The 16,783-nt window shown below is 72.0% G+C and carries 17 protein-coding genes; 9 read left to right on the forward strand and 8 right to left on the reverse strand.

Annotated features, from left to right (window positions below; genetic code table 11):
- Nucleotides 1–7: 7 nt before the first annotated feature.
- The 4 genes from ACFXG1_RS14470 to ACFXG1_RS14485 form a co-directional block, all read right to left on the reverse strand.
- Nucleotides 8–775, reverse strand: coding sequence for an SDR family NAD(P)-dependent oxidoreductase (locus ACFXG1_RS14470; RefSeq protein WP_384713857.1), 768 nt, complete (start codon nt 773–775; stop codon nt 8–10).
- A gap of 103 nt (nt 776–878) precedes the next feature.
- Complete coding sequence (locus ACFXG1_RS14475; protein ID WP_384742575.1) at nt 879–1,340, reverse strand: nuclear transport factor 2 family protein; 462 nt, start codon at nt 1,338–1,340, stop codon at nt 879–881.
- 18 nt (nt 1,341–1,358) lie between these two features.
- On the reverse strand, nt 1,359–1,799 hold the full coding sequence (locus ACFXG1_RS14480; protein WP_384742579.1) for a nuclear transport factor 2 family protein: 441 nt from the start codon (nt 1,797–1,799) through the stop codon (nt 1,359–1,361).
- Nucleotides 1,800–1,802: 3 nt separating this feature from the next.
- Nucleotides 1,803–2,099, reverse strand: a complete 297-nt coding sequence (locus ACFXG1_RS14485; RefSeq protein ID WP_384713866.1) for an antibiotic biosynthesis monooxygenase family protein — start codon at nt 2,097–2,099, stop codon at nt 1,803–1,805.
- Between the two features lie 246 nt (nt 2,100–2,345).
- Here ACFXG1_RS14485 and ACFXG1_RS14490 point away from each other — a divergent pair, with 246 nt between their 5' ends.
- The 3 genes from ACFXG1_RS14490 (at nt 2,346) to ACFXG1_RS14500 (ending at nt 5,773) form a co-directional block, all read left to right on the forward strand.
- A complete protein-coding gene (locus tag ACFXG1_RS14490) occupies nt 2,346–3,971 on the forward strand; it encodes an FAD-dependent monooxygenase (RefSeq protein WP_384742582.1) in 1,626 nt (541 codons plus the stop codon).
- Between the two features lie 92 nt (nt 3,972–4,063).
- The gene (locus ACFXG1_RS14495; protein ID WP_384713871.1) at nt 4,064–4,924 is read left to right on the forward strand and encodes an NAD(P)H-binding protein; all 861 of its coding nucleotides are present in this window, start codon (nt 4,064–4,066) and stop codon (nt 4,922–4,924) included.
- 141 nt (nt 4,925–5,065) lie between these two features.
- Nucleotides 5,066–5,773, forward strand: a complete 708-nt coding sequence (locus tag ACFXG1_RS14500; RefSeq protein WP_384713874.1) for a TetR/AcrR family transcriptional regulator C-terminal ligand-binding domain-containing protein — start codon at nt 5,066–5,068, stop codon at nt 5,771–5,773.
- 114 nt (nt 5,774–5,887) lie between these two features.
- Here the strand turns inward: ACFXG1_RS14500 and ACFXG1_RS14505 are convergent, their stop codons facing one another.
- Together ACFXG1_RS14505 and ACFXG1_RS14510 are read right to left on the reverse strand one after the other, a co-directional pair.
- Nucleotides 5,888–6,790 (reverse strand): BTAD domain-containing putative transcriptional regulator, encoded by a 903-nt coding sequence (locus ACFXG1_RS14505; protein ID WP_384742586.1) that lies wholly within the window; start codon nt 6,788–6,790, stop codon nt 5,888–5,890.
- Nucleotides 6,791–7,183: 393 nt separating this feature from the next.
- Nucleotides 7,184–9,436 carry a BTAD domain-containing putative transcriptional regulator gene (locus ACFXG1_RS14510; RefSeq protein WP_384742589.1) on the reverse strand — a complete coding sequence of 751 codons (2,253 nt, stop codon included), beginning with the start codon at nt 9,434–9,436 and terminating at the stop codon, nt 7,184–7,186.
- An 878-nt stretch (nt 9,437–10,314) separates the two neighbouring features.
- Between ACFXG1_RS14510 and ACFXG1_RS14515 the strand changes: the two genes are divergently transcribed.
- From ACFXG1_RS14515 to ACFXG1_RS14535, 5 genes are all read left to right on the forward strand, one after another.
- Entirely contained in the window at nt 10,315–10,725 is a 411-nt protein-coding gene (locus tag ACFXG1_RS14515) for a nuclear transport factor 2 family protein (RefSeq protein ID WP_384719871.1), read from the forward strand.
- Nucleotides 10,726–10,859: 134 nt separating this feature from the next.
- Entirely contained in the window at nt 10,860–11,369 is a 510-nt protein-coding gene (locus tag ACFXG1_RS14520; RefSeq protein WP_384719873.1) for a flavin reductase family protein, read from the forward strand.
- A 241-nt stretch (nt 11,370–11,610) separates the two neighbouring features.
- On the forward strand, nt 11,611–11,826 hold the full coding sequence (locus ACFXG1_RS14525) for a hypothetical protein (protein WP_384742593.1): 216 nt from the start codon (nt 11,611–11,613) through the stop codon (nt 11,824–11,826).
- 316 nt (nt 11,827–12,142) lie between these two features.
- A complete protein-coding gene (locus ACFXG1_RS14530; RefSeq protein ID WP_384742595.1) occupies nt 12,143–13,552 on the forward strand; it encodes an aldehyde dehydrogenase family protein in 1,410 nt (469 codons plus the stop codon).
- Nucleotides 13,543–13,728 (forward strand): hypothetical protein, encoded by a 186-nt coding sequence (locus tag ACFXG1_RS14535; protein ID WP_384712792.1) that lies wholly within the window; start codon nt 13,543–13,545, stop codon nt 13,726–13,728. The genes ACFXG1_RS14530 and ACFXG1_RS14535 overlap by 10 nt, the downstream gene beginning before the upstream one ends.
- On the opposite strand, the gene ACFXG1_RS14540 is transcribed toward ACFXG1_RS14535, so the two are convergent.
- On the reverse strand, nt 13,718–14,959 hold the full coding sequence (locus tag ACFXG1_RS14540; RefSeq protein WP_384712789.1) for a PucR family transcriptional regulator: 1,242 nt from the start codon (nt 14,957–14,959) through the stop codon (nt 13,718–13,720). The genes ACFXG1_RS14535 and ACFXG1_RS14540 overlap by 11 nt on opposite strands.
- 78 nt (nt 14,960–15,037) lie before the next feature.
- Nucleotides 15,038–15,181: a hypothetical protein gene (locus tag ACFXG1_RS14545; protein ID WP_384712798.1), complete on the reverse strand. Its 144-nt coding sequence runs from the start codon at nt 15,179–15,181 to the stop codon at nt 15,038–15,040.
- 311 nt (nt 15,182–15,492) lie between these two features.
- Between ACFXG1_RS14545 and ACFXG1_RS14550 the strand changes: the two genes are divergently transcribed.
- Nucleotides 15,493–16,488 (forward strand): DUF3068 domain-containing protein, encoded by a 996-nt coding sequence (locus tag ACFXG1_RS14550; protein ID WP_384712786.1) that lies wholly within the window; start codon nt 15,493–15,495, stop codon nt 16,486–16,488.
- The last annotated feature ends 295 nt before the right edge of the window (nt 16,489–16,783 follow it).

The following is a 16,783-nucleotide window of genomic DNA, read 5'->3' on the forward strand; positions in this document are numbered from 1 at the left end:
GAAACGGTCAGAAGACGACGCTCGCGCCGCCGTCCACGGGTACGACGAGTCCGGTGGTGAAGGCGGCCTCCGGCCGGGCCAGCTCCACCGTCCACCACGCCACCTCCTCGGGCTGCCCGACGCGGCCCAGCGGTACCCGGGCGGTCTGCCGCGCCCGCAGCCGGGCCACCTCTTCGGGGCCGAGCCCGGCGCGTTCGGCGAGCGGGGTGTCGATCGGTCCCGGCGCGACGCCCACGACCCGGATGCTCCGGGGCGCCAGCTCCACCGCCCAGGTACGGGTGAGGAAGTCGAGCGCCGTCTTCGCGGCGCCGTAGACCGAGTGCCCGGCCCAGCCCCGGCCGATCCCGGCCGTGGAGACGTTGACGACGGTGCCCTTGGCGGCCTCCAGGTGCGGCAGCGCCTCCTGGGTGAGGAAGACCGGAGCGAGCAGATTGACCCGCAGCTCGGTCCTGGCGTCCAGGTCGTCGATCCGGCCCAGGGGCTCGGGCCGCAGCCGGGCCGCGTTGTTGACCAGGACGTCGATCCCGCCGAACTCCCCGACGGCCGCAGCCACCACGGCCGCGGGGGTGTCGGGGTCCGACAGATCGGCGCCGAAGGGGCGGATGCCCGGCCGGTCCCGGGCGGTCTCCGCCAGGGCCTCGGTCCTGCGGCCCACCACCAGCACCCGGGCGCCCCGGTCCGCGAAGGCGTGCGCCGTCGCGCGGCCGATGCCCGAGCCGCCGCCGGTGACGACCACCGTACGGCCCGCGAACCCGTTCTCCGCTGACTGTGTCATATGCCTGTACTTCCTCGTCTGCTTCCTCGGCTACGTCCTCGGCCGCGTACTCGTCGCGGTGCGCGGGGCGGCCGGAGCGCCCGCTCCGGCCGGCGCCGCCGGATCAGTACTCGTGCCGGGCGCCGTCGGGGCCGACCGGGGACCACCACAGATTGGCCTGGGTGACCCCGTCGGCGAAGAGCGCGCTGCGGCCCTCGACGATCAGGCCGTCCTCCCAGCGGAGCACATGGACACCCTCGACCCGGAGCCGGTCGTACGGGGAGGTGGCGCCCTCCTCGGCATGGGCGCGATGGCCGTCGAGGCGGTAGACGTCGATGGAGACGCCCGCCTCCGCGTCGACCAGGACGTCGAGCGTCTCGGAGCTGATCCGGCCCTTGGTGGCGGCCATCAGCTTGCCCATCTTCTCCAGATACTCGTCCAGGCCCTCGAACCAGCCCGCGTACTGATGGTTGCCGGGCATCTGGAACCGTACGTCCGGCGACCAGTACCGGGCGATCTGCTCCCGGTCACCCGTCACCAGCGACGCGTACGCCGCCGCCACCCGCTCGCGCGTCAGCTCGGTCATCCTCGGATCCCTCTTCTCTCAGGTCGCGTCATGGGTGATCAGCCGGTAGCGGATCCGCCACCGGCCGTCCCTCAGCACCAGGACGTCCTCGCCGGTGGTGCTGAGGTAGGTGGTGGCGGGGCCGCCGCGCGGGGTCTCGATGACCTGGGCGTAGTAGCGGGTCACCACGGTGTCGTCGGACCGCCGGTCGCAGGCGACCATGCCGAACCAGTGGCGCCGCTGGACGTCCCGGCCGGCCAGCCGCTCCATTCCGGCACGCATCCGCTCGGCGATCACGGAACGGCCGCGCCACGGCTCCGGTTTGACGTTCTGCTCGAAGACGCCGTCCTCGGTGAACCCGTCGGCCCACTCCTGCGCCGCGCGTTCGTCGAGGAACTGCATGTGCTCGGCGTAGAACTGGAGGATCCCCGCATAGGTGTCCCCGTCGACCGGGGTGGCGACCTTCAGTGGTCCCGGCACGGCTCAGACCTCCCCGACACCGGACTCGACCGGGTCGGACAGGTGCGGTTCCCCCTTGATGACGGTGCCCAGCGCCTTCAGCCGGGCCCGGAACTCCGGCTCCTTCAGGGCCGCGTCGAAGGACCCCTGGTCCTCCCATTCGGCGACGTTGAAGTACACGGACGGATCGTTTCGCGACCGTACGAGCTGATAGCGGATCAGTCCGGGCCTGGTGCGCATGAACTCCGCGACATGGGCGTAGACGCGCTCCAGGTCCTCGGCCGCTCCGGTGAGCGTCAGCTTGTTGACGAAGACGACCACGACGACTCCTGTTCGTCCGGCGGGCAGGGCGGGGAACGCTGCCGGTCCCCCGCGGCGGGCGGGTGTCGGCCCCGCTGCCGCCCTCACCTTCGGGTCCCCCGCTGATGCGCCGTTGGTGCGGCGGTGGTGCGGCGGTGGACGGCCGCGGACGGGACCCGGGGTGGACGGGGACCCCATCGGCGCTCCAACGGGGCTGCTCAGACTGGGCCCCGCGAGGAGCAGTCCCTTGACGACCGAGGAGTGTCCGTGGCGGATGAACACGTACCCGTTCTCATCGCGGGTGGCGGCCTGGCGGGCCTCACCACCGCGCTCTTCCTGGGCTTGCACGGCATCGCGCCCGTCGTGGTGGAGAAGCACCCCGGCACCTCCGTCGTGATGAAGGCGCGGGGGCAGTACCCGCACACCATGGAGGTGCTGCGGATCGGCGGGGTGGCGGAGCGGATCGCCGCGGCGGGACCGGACGGCGGCACCGGCGAGTTCCTGATGGTGATCGCCGACGCGCTGGCGGGGCCCGTACTCAAGACCATCACCGGCGCCGATATGGCGATGCGCCATGTCTCGCCCGAGGACTGGGCGATGGCGAGCCAGGAGCGGACCGAGGTGATCCTCGCCGACCGGGCCCGGGAGCTCGGCGCCGAGCTGCGGTTCGACACCGAGCTGGTCTCCTTCGAGCAGTCGGCGGAGAAGGTGACCGCGGTGCTGTACGACCGGAGGACCGGTACCGAACGGACCGTGACCGCCGACTATCTGGTCGGCGCCGACGGCCGGCACAGTCCCGTCCGTGAGGGCCTGGGCATCGGGACGCACGGGCGCGGCGACCTGGGCGAGATCTTCCGGATCTTCTTCGACGCCGATCTCGGCGGGCCGCTGAGCGCGCTGCCCGAGGTCGCCGAGGGCCGCCGCTTCGCCCTGTTCTGGCTCCAGAAGCCGGTACCCGGCGTCTTCTACACCACCGATGTGCCCGGCCGGTACGGCTATGTCCTCGGCATGTCGCGGAACCCGCCGGACTTCGGCTCCTTCACCGACGAGCACTGCGCCGAGCTGGTGCGTACCGGCCTCGATCTGCCCGATCTGCCGTTGAAGGTCGTCGAGACGGGCCGTACCGACATCCTCAGCTCGGTCGCCGACCGGTTCGGCGACGGCCGGGTACAGCTGGTGGGCGACGCGGCGCGGCTGGTCCCGGCGCCCGGTGGACTGGGCGGCAACACGGCCGTCACGGACGGTTTCTATCTGGCGTGGAAGCTGGCCATGGTCCTCAAGGGCGAGGCGGGTCCGGGGCTGCTCGACAGCCATGACGCCGAGCGCCGCCCGGTGTCCGAGATGATCGGCGAGCAGCAGCTCCTGAACACCGTGGACCGGCTGGCGCCGTATCTCGACGACGGGGCGCTCGCGACACCGCTGCCGCCGGTCGTCCAGGCGTTCGGCTACCGCTGTGTCTCCGGCGCCGTGGTCCGCGAGCCGGACGACGCCGGGGAGCTGATCGAGGATCCCACGGCACCGACGGGCCGCCCCGGTTCACGGGCCCCGTACGCGGTGCTGCCCGAGGGCTCGCCGGCCCCGTCCACCACGGCCCTGTTCGGCCGGTCCTTCGTCCTGCTCACCGGGGCCGCCGCGGACACCTCCGGCAAGGCGTGGACCGCGGCGGCGGCGGAGGTGTCGGCACGGCTCGGCATCCCGCTGCCCGTGTACCGGCTGGGCGGCGGCGACTGGCTGCGGAGTTACGGGATCACCGGCGCGGGCGCCGTCCTGGTACGCCCCGACCGGTTCATCGCCTGGCGCTCCCCCGGACCGGCCGGGGGCACCGAAGCGGCGGTCCGCGCGCTGGAGGGCGCCCTGCGGACCGTACTGGACCGCCCTTCGCCGGGCCCCTGATCGACCGGGCGCCGTACCGGGGACGCACACCTTCGACCAATGAGGACGCCGACGACGATGACGATGACGATGGGGAGAAGACTGTGATCCTGGTGACCGGAGCCACGGGGAACGTGGGCGGGAAGGTGCTGTCCCTGCTGCGCGGGGACGGCCGGAAGGTACGGGCGCTCAGCCGCGACCCGGAGGCGGCGGGGCTGGTCCCCGGGCCGGGTCTTGAGGTCGTGGCCGCCGATCTGGGCCGTCCGGAGACACTGCCGCCCGCGCTCGACGGAGTGCAGAAGGTGTTCCTCATGTCCCTGGGCGCGAACAAGGCGACCCACGACGCCCGTCTCGTGGCGGCCGCGCGCGCGGCGGGCGTCGAGCACATCGTGCAGCTGTCCACCCTCGGTGTGGACGTGGCGGAGGACCCTGAGGCCAACCCCCTGGGCCACTGGCACCGCCTCGCCGAGGAGGCGCTCCAGGGGTCGGGGGTGCCGTGGACCGTACTGCGGCCCAACGGCTTCATGAGCATGAACCTCGGCTGGGCCGCCACGATCAAGGCCGAAGGCGTCGCCCGGGGGCCGCTCTCGGACGTCCCCGAGGCGATCGTGGACCCCCGCGACATCGCGGAGGTCGCGGTACGCGCGCTGACCGGGGAGGGACACGAGGGCCGGGTGTACGAACTCACCGGCCCCGAGGCGCTGACGGCGCGCGAGCAGGTCGCGGTCCTCGGGAAGCTCCTCGGCCGGGAGCTGCGGTTCGAGGCGATCCCCCTGGCCGACTTCCGGCGGATGCTGCTGACCCGCTTCTCCGAGGAGACGGCGAACGGGGTGATCAGGACCCTGGAGGAGGCCGTGACACACGGCGCGGAACTCCACGGCAGGCTCTCCCCGCACATCCGGGACGTCCTCGGCCGGGCGCCGCGCTCCTTCGCCGACTGGGGCCGCGACCACCTGGACCTCTTCCGGGTCTGACGGCGCCGCCGCCGTGGCGCCCGGGGGCGCCGCCGCGGGGTTGTCCCCAGGGCGGCGGGCGGTGCCCCGTACACCCGGAAGAAGTGGCACACTCGGCTCCGTACAACAGATCGACAGGGGACGACGAGCCAAGGGGAGCAGATGTCCGCACAGGCCGACACCACGGGACACGGCCCGCGTGTGCCCGGGCGCGGCATGGACCCCAGGGCCGTCCGCAGCCGGGCCGCCGCCCTGGCGGCGGCCCAGGAACTGCTGGTCGAACAGGGGTGGGCGGCCGTCACCCATGTCACGGTCGCCGCCCGCAGCGGCGTGGGCCGCACCACCCTCTACCGCCACTGGCCGGACGCGGCATCCCTCCTCTACGAGGCCATCGCCCAGCGCATCGCGTCGGTGCGCCCGGCACCGACGGGGGTCCTGCGCGACGATCTCATCGGACAGCTGGACGGTCTGCGCGAGCTGCTGCACGACGATGTGGCGGAGCGCGGCATGCGGGCGGTCGTGGAGCGCGCGGGGGTCGATCCGGCGTTCTCGGGCCTCAAGGAAGCGCTGTACCAGGCGGGTTCCGGCGGGTTCCGGGCGATCATCGGACGGGCCAAGGAGGACGGCACGCTCCACCCCGGCCTCGATGTGGAGCTGGCCATCGACCAGCTCGCGGGCGCGTTGATCTTCCGTCGGCTGCTGGCCGACCGTGCCTTCGGCGCGGAGTACGTCCACGCCGTCGCCGACGCCTTCCTCGCGGCGAACGCGGTACCGGGCGCGGTATCCGGGAACGGGAATGGGAACGGGAACGGATCCCGGAACGGGGCCGCGCCGGCCTCCGCGGCCGGGACCGGATCCGCCGGCGGCTGAGCCCGCCGGATTCGCCCGGCTCGCCTGGCTCGCCCGACGTGAGCGGTTACGGGAGACGGGGTCCGGGGCGGCACTCCCACGATGCCGTCCCGGACCCCGTCTCCGCGTCCGGCCTCAGCGTCGCAGCAGCGGATCACCCCGGCGCGCGGCCCCGGCCGCGGTGACCAGTTCGCCCTCTCCGGAGGCCCTGCCCCGGCCCGGTGCCGCGAAGCGGTCGGCGGTCAGGACTCCGTCGGTGTTCGCCGGCGCGTCGATCGTCGTGTCACCCGCCAGGATCGCCTGGTGCAGCCGGCGCAACCGCGGCGACGGGTCGAGCCCCAGTTCGGTTCTGAGCACCGTATTCAGCCGGCGCTGCACCTCCAGCGCCTGGGTACGGCGTCCGGCCCGGTAGAGCGCCAGCATGAACTGGGCGTGCAGGCTCTCGTGCATCGGGTACTTGACGGTGAGTCCGCTCAGCTCGCCGAGCAGCTCCTGGTGTCTTCCCAGCCGGAGATCGGCGGCTATGCGCTGTTCGTGGACGCTGATGCGCTCCTCCTCCAGGCCGACCAGATGCGCCCGGAGTACCGGTCCCCGCTGGACGTCGGAGAGCGCGGCGCCGTGCCAGAGCCCGAGCGCCTCCGCCAGACACGCCGCCCCCAGCTCGTCGTCGTGCCGGAGCGCCGCCCGCCCTTCTCGTACGAGTCCCCGGAAACGGTCGGCGTCGAGTTCACCTCCTCCTACCGCGAGGAGATATCCCCCGTCCCGGGTTTCCAGAATCCCGCGGGCCGCCTGGAGACTGCCGATCCTCGGCACCCTGCGCAGGCTGCGCCGGAGTTGGAGGATGTACGACTGAAGGGTCGACAGGGCGCTGTTGGGCGGGGCGTCCTCCCATAGTTCCTCGATGCACGTACCGGTCGACACCACCTCGTTCGCGTTGAGAAGCAGCAGGGCCAGCAGTTGTCGTTGCTTCGGTGCAGTCGGTGTGTAGGACACCCCGCGCTCGTGCATCCGCAGAGGTCCCAGTACGGAGAATTCCACGATGTCTCGTACACCTTCCCGGTAAGTGACCTGGATCATTTGCCTGCCGTGCTGGCGAAGTCGAGTAAAATACGGTTCAATAGCAGCTAAAATAAGATGCTAGTCGGCGACGCACACCTACCGTCAACCGACGGCTCATAGTGACGGATATCAACATCCGGGTACAATTCCTGAATTCCGGGCAGAAAAGAGACGTCACCCGGGGAAGTGCCGGGTAAAGCGGCGTTCCCCGTTCCGCCGTCGGCAGGATTACCGGAGCATGACCGCCGGTCCGTATTCCGTGTTCACCGCCGGGTTCAGCAGAGACGGCCCAGGGGACGGAGCCTCGATGGCTCCGTCCCCTGGGCATCTCCCGGTTCGGGATCGCCGTCCGCGAGCTGTGGGGCGGACGGGTCAGGGTGTGCAGTCGATATAGCCGTCGACATAGCCGGGAAAGGGCTGGTCGACGAGGTCCGCCCGGGAGGGCGACGGGATCTGGCGGGCCGACGCCGCCGGGCCTATGGAGATCGTGGTGAAGCGGGGCACCCCGCCTCCCCATCCCGGCCGGCGCTCCAGAAACTTCGGATGGGCCGTGGTGACGATGAACACGGCCCCCTCCGCCGCCTCCTGGCCCACGCCGCCGATGAAGTCCAGCAGCGCGTCGTCCGCCTCGTGCAGATCGTCGACCATCACCACGAGGGGGCAGTTGCGTTCGAGACCGACCAGCGGGGTCCGGGCGGACCGCGCCAGCTGGGTCAGATCCATCTTGTGGGTCTCGGCCCCGTGCGGATCGAGGAGCGGACTCATCCGGGAGTGGAACAGATACGAGCCGCAGCACGCGTCGGTCTCGACACCGAGCCCCCAGGGCACCACGAAGCGCATGGCCCCGGGCTGTCCCATGGCCCGCCGCTCGAACTCCTCCAGCAGCCTGCTCTTCCCGGTCCCGGCCTCACCGAAGACGGTGACCACATGCGGGGTGCCGCTCTGCCGGACCCGCTCCAGCATGCCGCGGAGCACATCGAGTTCGATCTCCCGGTCCACCACCCGGGGCCGCTGCGCCCGCTCGTCCCGGGGCACCGTGCGGGCCACCTTCCACACCCGGGGCCTGTCCCCGGCCTGGACGTAGGAGAGCGCCGGGACGGTCATCCGCCAGGTGGCGTCGCAGACCCGGATGTCCCCCGCCGCGGCCAGCGACAGCAGGGACTGGCACTCGTCCAGCAGGGTGCCGTCCGCCGACGCCAGAGCCTCGGAGCAGCGGTCCTCGTACCGCAGCAGCGCCTCCCCGGTGGCCACGGCGGCGCTGACCGTCACTTCGCACGCCCGGCGGACCGACCGGCTGAGCGGGATCACCCCGTCCGGGGCGTGGAACTCGCCGCGGATCGCCAGGGCGGCACGCACCGCCCGCTCCGCGTATCCGTCGCCGCCGCCCTCGGGACCGAAGACGGCGAGCCGGGTGGAGCCGATGGAACAGATCACCGATCCGCCGAAGCCGTGGACCAGCTCCCGGATCCGCCCGGTGACGGTGTCACGCAGTTCGTCGGCGCCCTCGGTACGGTTCGTGTCGGCCTTCGACGTGAGCCGCGCGTCCAGCAGCAGCACGCTGACCGGGCGGCGACGGCTGGCGGAGACCCGTGCCTCGGGTCCGTCCGGGTCGCGGGAGATCTCCTCGCCCCCCGGCACCGCGTCGGGGGCCGGGTCCGGCGGCAGGGCCCGCACCGGCCCCCGGTGCGGGACCGTGTCCGTACGGAGGCCCACCGCCCCCGCCGGGGGCGCGGTCGTCACGGCGGCGGCCGCGACGGGGGCCGGTGCGGCCGCCGTCGCACTCGTCCCCGCACCCGTGACCGTACCCGCGCCCGTACCTCCGGCAGCGCCCCCGGCCGTACCCGCCGTCGTGCTCGTGGTCGGCGACAGCGCGGAGTCCTGATGCAGGATCGCCTGCTGGAGGGATTGGAGTTCCCGCTGGGGCTCGAGTCCGAGGTCCTCGATCAGGGACGCGCGCACCCTGCTGTACACATTCAGCGCGTCGGCCTGCCGGCCGCAGCGGTACAGGGCGAGCATCAGCTGGCCGCAGAGCCGCTCCCGCAGGGGCTCCGCCTCGACCGTCGCCTCCAGCGCGCCCAGCATCGACTGATGCCGTCCACAGCGGAGTTCGGCCTCGAAGTAGTCCTCCATCGCGTCCAGCCGGGCACTGCCCGCCGCGGCCAGCTCGGGCCAGTTGATGCCGCTCTCCACGAGATCGGCCAGGACCTGCCCCTGCCACAGCGCCAGGGCGTTGCGGAGCGCGTCGGCGGCCCGCGCGGAGTTACCGGACTCCAGCAGGGCGCGCCCCTCACGGAGTCCGCGGTGGAAGAGATGGAGGTCGACCTGGTCCGGATCGATCCGCAGGACGTATCCGGGTGCCTTGGTGAGCAGCACCCCGGCCTGACGGTCGGCCCGGTCGGCCGCGAGGGCGCCGCGCAGGCCCCAGACGGCGTTCTGCAGGATCTTGCGCGCGGTCGCCGGCAGGGCGCCGTCGGGCCAGAGCGCGTTGAGCAGCTCCCGTGACGACACCACGCGGTTGGCGTTCAGGAGCAGATAGCCCAGCGTCGCCCGTTGTTTGGTACCGCCCAGGGGGATGACTTGATCTTCTTTGACGACTTCTAATGGTCCTAGCACTCGAAACCACATGACTGCTCCGCAATTGACTGAATCCGAGACAGCGGACTGGTGTTTCCTTGCGAGAATCTGATCTCCGGGATCGCGGGTGCTCCCCGCGCGCCGGCAGGCCCTGGCCTCCGGGTGTCGCCCCCCGGCCGACCCACGAGTGATCGCGTCTGATCCTCGGGCCGGATTCGGCATCGGACCGCGGTTCCGCGCCGCCGGTCCGGCGATGTCCGCACACCACCGGAGCGCCGACGAAGCGGAGTTACCGAATCCGTCCCAGGTGTCCCGCGGTCGCACCGCGCTGTCGACAGTCGGCGCCCGCGGGCCGTGGCGCGCGGTACGTCACAGTGACCAGTGCACAGTTCTGCTGCATGCGCGATGTCCCCCATGTGTGTCACTCCGCCGCTGTCAGATCAGCGGCGGAACCCCGTGTGTGACGTGTGCCAGCCCCATCGGCGGTCAATCCGCGCCTGGCTCGTAGAAGGTACATTAACCTTCGTGATGTCCTGAAACAAGTGTAAGTATCAGTGCCGATCCAGCGGTTCCGGAACGTTTCGAGCCCTGCGAACAGGGCTGCCGAGGTCCATCGGCGCTGCTCAGGACAGCACGCCCATTCCACGACCTCCCCTTGTCCCCGGGCGGTAATTGAACCGCCTCCCCCTACTTTTCCCTGCTCCTTGCCCGGATTTGATGGTTGGCCTACCCGTGTAACGTCCGGGGAGGAAGGGCCGACCGCCGTCGGCGCCCCCGGAGACGATCTTCCCGGGCAGGTACCGGACTCCGGCACGCCGACGGCGAGCACTCCCGGCCCGGCGGACAAGCGGAACAGAAATGCGGGATTCCGCCGACAGCGCTTTCCACCCGCCGACCGTGCATCTCTCGCCTCGACCACAGGAGCAGACATGACGCATCCGGACGCGAAGAGCGTCGTCCTCGCCTATCTCAAGGCCATCGGCGAAAAGGACCCGCAGGCCATCGCAGCGGCTCTCCACGAGGACGCCGAGTTCCGCATTCCGGGCGATCACCCGCTCGCCGGCACCTGGGTGGGACTCGACGAAATTTTCAACAAGTTCATGCTGCCGCTGACGGAGCTGTTCTCCCCCGAGGTCCCCTACACCGTCGAGACCCTCCGGCTCCTGTCCGAGGGCGACACCGTGGTCCTCGACTGCGTCGCCCGGTCCGCGTCCCGCGGAGGTGTGCCGTACGAGGCCGACATCGTCTCGGTCTACACCGTCCACGAGGGCCGTATCGCGAGCATGCGCGAGTACTTCGACACGCAGTACTTCGTGCGGACGCTCTTCCCCGCCGCGTAACCGGCGACCGGCCCGTCGCGCGCCGCTCACCCGCTCACCGGGCGCGTCCTTGCCGGGCGCGATCCCGGGGTGACCGGCGCGCGAGGCCGGGCTGGCAGGGTCGGACCGAGGACGATTCGACCGGGAGGTCAGCGATGGGCCCGACTCCGTCCGCGCCAGCCGATGCGCGGGTCGCCCCCGCCGTACTGCGCGGGGTCCTGCGCGAGGTACCGACCGCCGTCACCGTCGTCACGGCGGCGACCGGCCGAGGACCCGCCGGGCTGACCGTGGGTTCGTTCGTCTCGGTATCCCTGCGACCACCCCTGATCGGTGTCTTCATCGACGAGGAGTCCACGAGCTGGCGGGAGATGCGCACGTCCCCCACGTTCGCGGTCAATGTCCTCGCGGGCGGCCAGCAGGAACTGTGCGCGCGTTTCGCGTCCAGCGGTACGGACAAGTTCGCCGGGCTCTCCTTCGACACGTCGCCATCGGGCAATCCCCTGCTCCCCGGCGCCGCGGCCTGGCTGGACTGCCGGGTCGAGGACATCCGCAGACTGGGCGACCACGATTTCGCCCTGGCCCGGGTCACGGCGCTGGGATCCGCCGCGGCCGCCGCCGGCTCCGCCGTCGTCTTCCACCGGGGCGCGCTGACATCCCTGGGCTGACGCCCCCCCTTCCGTGGCCGGTGCACTGGTCGATCCGCGGTTCCCCCGCAGGTCGGGACCGGACGCGTCCGGCGTCCGGTCCCGCGCCGGCCACGGACAGCCAAGGCGCTCGGGGCCCGGAGGGGCGGCGGCGCCGAACGGGTGGGAAAACGGCGAACCGGTGTCCCCGCGCCGCCCCGTGGGGATCGCTCGGTTCGACGCCCCACACCATGAGGGCCGAACTCCGCCGAAGGACACCGCCATGCGCATCCGTACCGCCCTCGCCGCCCTCGCCCTCGTCACCGCCTCCGTCGCGTCCGTCGCCGGCACCGCGACCACCGCCGCCGCGGCCAACGAGTTCGGTGACATCATCATCACCACCGGGCAGCACACCGACTTCGTCGCGGCCTGCAACGAGGCCCTGTTGGTGCTCTCGCCGTCGGTGCAGTGCGGGATCTTCGACATCGCCCCGCAGTAGGCGGTGTCGGAACCGGCCCCACCCGGCGCGGCACAGAACACGGCGTCGCTCGCACGAGCGGCGCCGTGTCGGCGCGTGGACCTACACGCGCCCCGGCGTGCGCGGCGCGCATAAGGCGCGTGCAGTGATCCAAGCGGCCCTCGCGCGCCCTACCGACGGCCTCCGCGCCACCGTGATGATGAGCGGACCCTACGAAGAACAGGCGTCAGGAGTCCACGTTGCTGCTTCTCATCTCCCCGAACGGCGTCGACGAGGCCCGTGAGGGCGCGAAGGCCCGGGAGTTCACGGCCGCCACCACCGCGGGCTGACCGCCGGTATGCCGACGAGTCGGCCCCGCCGCAGACCGGATACCCGCGGCGCGCGTCTCGCCGTTCTCGACCCGGCGACGGGTGAGCAGTTCGACGAGGCTCCCGACCAGCGGCCGGACGAACTGGACGCCGTCGTCGACCGGGCCCACGCGGCCTGGCTCGGCTGGCGCGCCAACCGGGCCGTCCGCACCACGGCGCTGCTCGCCGCGGCGGACGCCGTGGAGGCGGCCGGGGCCGAACTGGCCCCGCTGCTCACCCGGGAGCAGGGCAAGCCGCTGGCCGAGTCGTACACGGAGATCTCCCGGACGGCGGCCCGGCTGCGCTACTTCGCCGAGCTGGACCCGGGGACCCTGCCGATCACCGACGGCAGACCGGTACGGAGCGAGATCCGCTGGCGACCGCTCGGGCCCGTCGCCGCGATCGTGCCGTGGAACTCTCCCCTCCAGCTCGCGTCGGCGAAGTTCGCGCCCGCGCTCGCGGCGGGCAACACGATGGTGCTCAAACCGTCGCCGTTCACGCCCCTGGCCACCCGGCTCCTGGTCTCGGTCGTCGCCTCCGCCCTCCCCGCCGACGTCCTGACGATCGTCACCGGCCGGGAGCCGCTGGGCGCCCGTCTCGCGTCGCATCCGGGGATCCGCCATGTGACCTTCACCGGTTCCGTCGCCACCGGGCGGTCCGTGGCCCGGGGCGCGGCGGCGTCGCCGGCCCGGGTCACCCTGGAGCTGGGCGGGAACGACGCCGCCGTCCTGCTGGAGGACGTGGATGTGGAGCGGATCGCGGACCGGCTCTTCTGGGCGGCGTTCCGCAACTGCGGGCAGATCTGTATGGCCGTCAAACGCGTCTACGCCCCGGCCCGGCTGCACTCCCGGGTCGTCGAGGCCCTCGCGGAGCGGGCGCGGACCGTCGTCGTGGGATCCGGTCTCGACCCCGGCACCCGGATGGGCCCCGTCAACAACATCCCCCAGCTGGAGCGGGTCGAGCGGTGGACGGCGCGGGCCGTCGCGGACGGCGCGCGGGCCGCGGCCGGGGGGCACCGGCTGGACCGGCCGGGCTACTTCTTCGCCCCGACCGTCCTGTCCGACGTCCCGCCCGACAGCCCCGTGGTGACGGAGGAGCAGTTCGGCCCGGTGCTGCCCGTGCTGCCGTACCGGAGTCTCGACGAGGCCGTCGAGGCCGCCAACGGCACCGGCTTCGGGCTCGGCGGCTCGGTGTGGGGCACCGATGTCGAGCGGGCCACCGCGGTCGCCGGCCGGCTGGAGTGCGGCACGGCGTGGATCAACCACCACGCGGAACTGTCGCTCGCCCAGCCCTTCGCGGGCGTCAAGGAGAGCGGAGTCGGTATCGCGGGCGGGCCGTGGGGGCTGTACGGCAACCTCAGCCCCTTCGTCGTACACCGCCCGGAGGAGACATGGTCCTGAACTTCCGCGCGGCCGTGCTGCGGTCGTACGAGGGCCGGTCCGCCGTCGAGGACATACGGCTGACGGCGGGGCCGGCCGAGGACGAACTCCTGGTCAGGATCGCGCCCCCTTCGCCCGCACGGGTGAAGGGGAGGGGGCCGTACCGGATCGCCGCCGCTGAGCCGGTCAGGGTGTGAAGAGGCCCAGCTCCCCGCGCAGCCGCTGGGCGCGGAGGACCAGTTCGAGCTCGAAGCGATGGTCGGGGTCGTCGATCACGTCCCCCCACAGCTCCCGGATCTGGCGGAGCCGGTAGCGGACGGTCTGGGGATGGACTCCGAGTCGCCCCGCGACCTCGGGCGCGCCGCCCCGGGTCTCCAGCCAGGCGAGCAGGGTCTCGGCGAGGCGGCGGGCATGGGTCGGGGCGCAGTGGGCGAGGGGTGCGAGGGCGCGGCGGGCCAGGTCGTCGATCAGCTCCTCGGGCTGGAGGAGCACCAGGGCCTCGGTGTGCTCGGTGCAGTGCAGCACCTCGCCCGCCGGGAGCAGTCCGCGTTCCATGAGGCGTACGGCGGCCTCGGCCCAGCGCAGGGACTTCGCGGCGTCGATCAGGGGCACCGGCGGCCCGATCGCGCCGGCCCAGCCGGTCATGGCGCGCCGCAGCAGTTCGGGCCGGCCGGCCGCGTCCAGATCGGGTACGACCACACGGGGCCGTTCGGCCTCCATGTCCAGCAGGACGCCTTCGCCGACGGCGGGGGCGACGGCCTGGCGGGCGGGGCGCAGCAGCACCCCGGCGGCGACCTTGGCGGGCAGCGGCCAGCCGATTCTGGCTGCGCGTTCCGCGAGGGCGGCGGTGATCTCGTGCGGTCCGGCGGCGGGGCGGGTGCGGTGCTCGGTGAGCAGGAGTTCCATCAGCTCGCGCTGGAGCCTGAGGCGTTCCCCGGCCTGCCGGGCGGCGGCTTCGGCATAGCCTCGTACCGACTGGTCGACGAGGCCGTCGAGGTACTCGTAGCCCGCGTCGACGAGTTCGTACATGGCCGGTGGGGGGATGTCGACGCGCTGGCCGATCTCCGCCAGGCGCCGCCAGGTGAGGCGGACGCCGAGGCGGTAGATGGCCTGGAGGGAGTCGAGGCTGCGGCCGCCGATCCCCTCGCCGCGGCCGAAGTCCTGGAAGACCTCGGGATGGACGCGGGGCCGGTCCTCGCCGGTCTCCAGGTGCAGTACGAAGATCTCGATGGCGCGCCGGATGCCGATGAGCGACTTGGGTTCTCCGGAGTCGCCGAGGATGACCGGGACGTGCGGGTACTCACGGCGGATCTCCCGCAGGATCTCCTCGGCCAGTGTGGGCGCCTCGGCCATGGCGAGGGCCGCGAACTGACGTACCTTGCTGCGCGGTACTTCGTCCCAGGCCGAACGGGCTCCGGCCGACGGCACGGCGCGGTCCCCGCCGCCTCCGGCGGGAGCCGCGGTGGCGCCCGGGGGGCCGATGGCTGGGATGGACGAGGGCAAGGTTCAGCGCTCCCGGGGTGCCGTCTCGTAGGTGACGAGGGGGGTATTGGGCTGGTCCGGGGTCGCGTCGAGCAGGGCGACGACACCGAGGGCGGCGCCCACGGCGAGGGCCGCGGCGGCCACGGCGGTGAGTGCGGCGGCGAGCATTCTGGGCATGCTGGGGGTCCAGCCTCTCCGGTCGAAAGGTCGTCCCCACCCCGGGTGATCCACACGATCCGCGCCATGCACGCCGTTGCTCACGGGTCCCTGGTCCTGCCTTCCCGTGGTGGCGCGTGCCGGCCCCGACCGGCTGGGGCCAGTGTCAACAATGCATTGACACCTAGTCAAGGGTGCGCCTACGGTTCCCGGCCCGTACCGCGCCTGCATTTCCCTCTCCGCGCGCTTACGCTCCGTCACCTTGTGACCGCCATTTTCCGACACCGTGTCGAGCTGCCCCGAACCCTCCCTGGAGTGCCCGGATGCGACGTACCACCTCACCCCTATCGCTCGTTCTGCTGGGCATAGGCACCTTCTTGCTGGTGCTGGCCGCGATGCTCGCCTGGTATGTCGAGCCGCGCGCCCAGCGCACCCCGATCGACACCGACGCGACCACGATCTTCAAAGGTCAGGGCAGTTATTTCGATGCCAAGAAGGTCAAGACCGTCGAGGGCGCGAACCTCACCATCACCCGGCAGGTCCGCGGCGACGTGGCCGAGAGCGAGAAGAGCGGCCGGGCCGTCTGGGACGTGGCGACGAGCGTCGACACGGACGAGTCCCTGCCGGCGTCCGATCCCCATGACGCGTTCCAGTGGACCGTGGAACGCTGGGTGACCGACCGTAAGACCAACACTCCCGTGCACTGCTGCGGGGAGACCCCGCGAATCGAGGGCGAGGCTTTTCTGAAGTTCCCGTTCGATCTGGAGAAGCGCTCGTACCGCTGGTGGGACAGCACTCTGGGCGCCACCGTGGAGCTCGGGTTCAAGGAGACGAAGAAGATCCAGGGCCATGAGGGCTATGTGTTCACCGGCGAGGTCGCCCCGGTGAAGACCGGGACGCGGCAGGTGCCGGGGATCCTCGTCGGCCAGGGCGAGCGCGGCCAGGTCATCGCCGAGGAGTGGTACGCCAACACCGGCATCGAGCTGGTCGCGGACCAGAAGACCGGGCGGATCCTGTACGCGGCCATCGGGCCGAGGAAGACCCTGCGGGCGCCCGGCGCCACCTCCGCCGAGGGCGAAGTGGTGCTGCTCCAGAGCGATCGCATCGCGTTCACCGAAGAGACCCAGAAGAAGCAGGTCGACCTGGCGAAGGCGGATGGCCGCAAGCTCCAGTTGGTGGGCGTGACGGCGCCCGCGGGGGCAGGCGCGCTGGGGCTGCTGCTGGCCGTGGCGGGCTCGGTCCTGGTGTTCCGGGGACGCCCCGAGGACCCCGAGACGGTCCCGCTTCCGGTCCTGGGACCGGAATCCTCCACCAGGTGATGAGGTACGCCCGGTAACAGGTACGCAATTTGTCACCTCGGTGAGTAGCCGCGGCGAACCGCTGGGCGAAAACTGTCCATCCCACCCACCCGAACACATCATCCGTGCGAGACGGCACCACAACCGAGCGGCCCCGGCACCCTCCCGGGGCGGCTCACCCCGGGACCGCGCGCAGCGACAGCTGCCCCCGGCGCGGTCCCGGCCCGTCACGTCCCGCCCGCTCGAACCCCGTACCGCCGTATACGTCCCTGGTACCCGCCCGCACCACCCCGCATCACGCCCTTTCGCCCGTACG

This window comes from Streptomyces sp. NPDC059248 (genome assembly GCF_042753905.1).
In the GTDB taxonomy this organism is placed as follows: domain Bacteria; phylum Actinomycetota; class Actinomycetes; order Streptomycetales; family Streptomycetaceae; genus Streptomyces.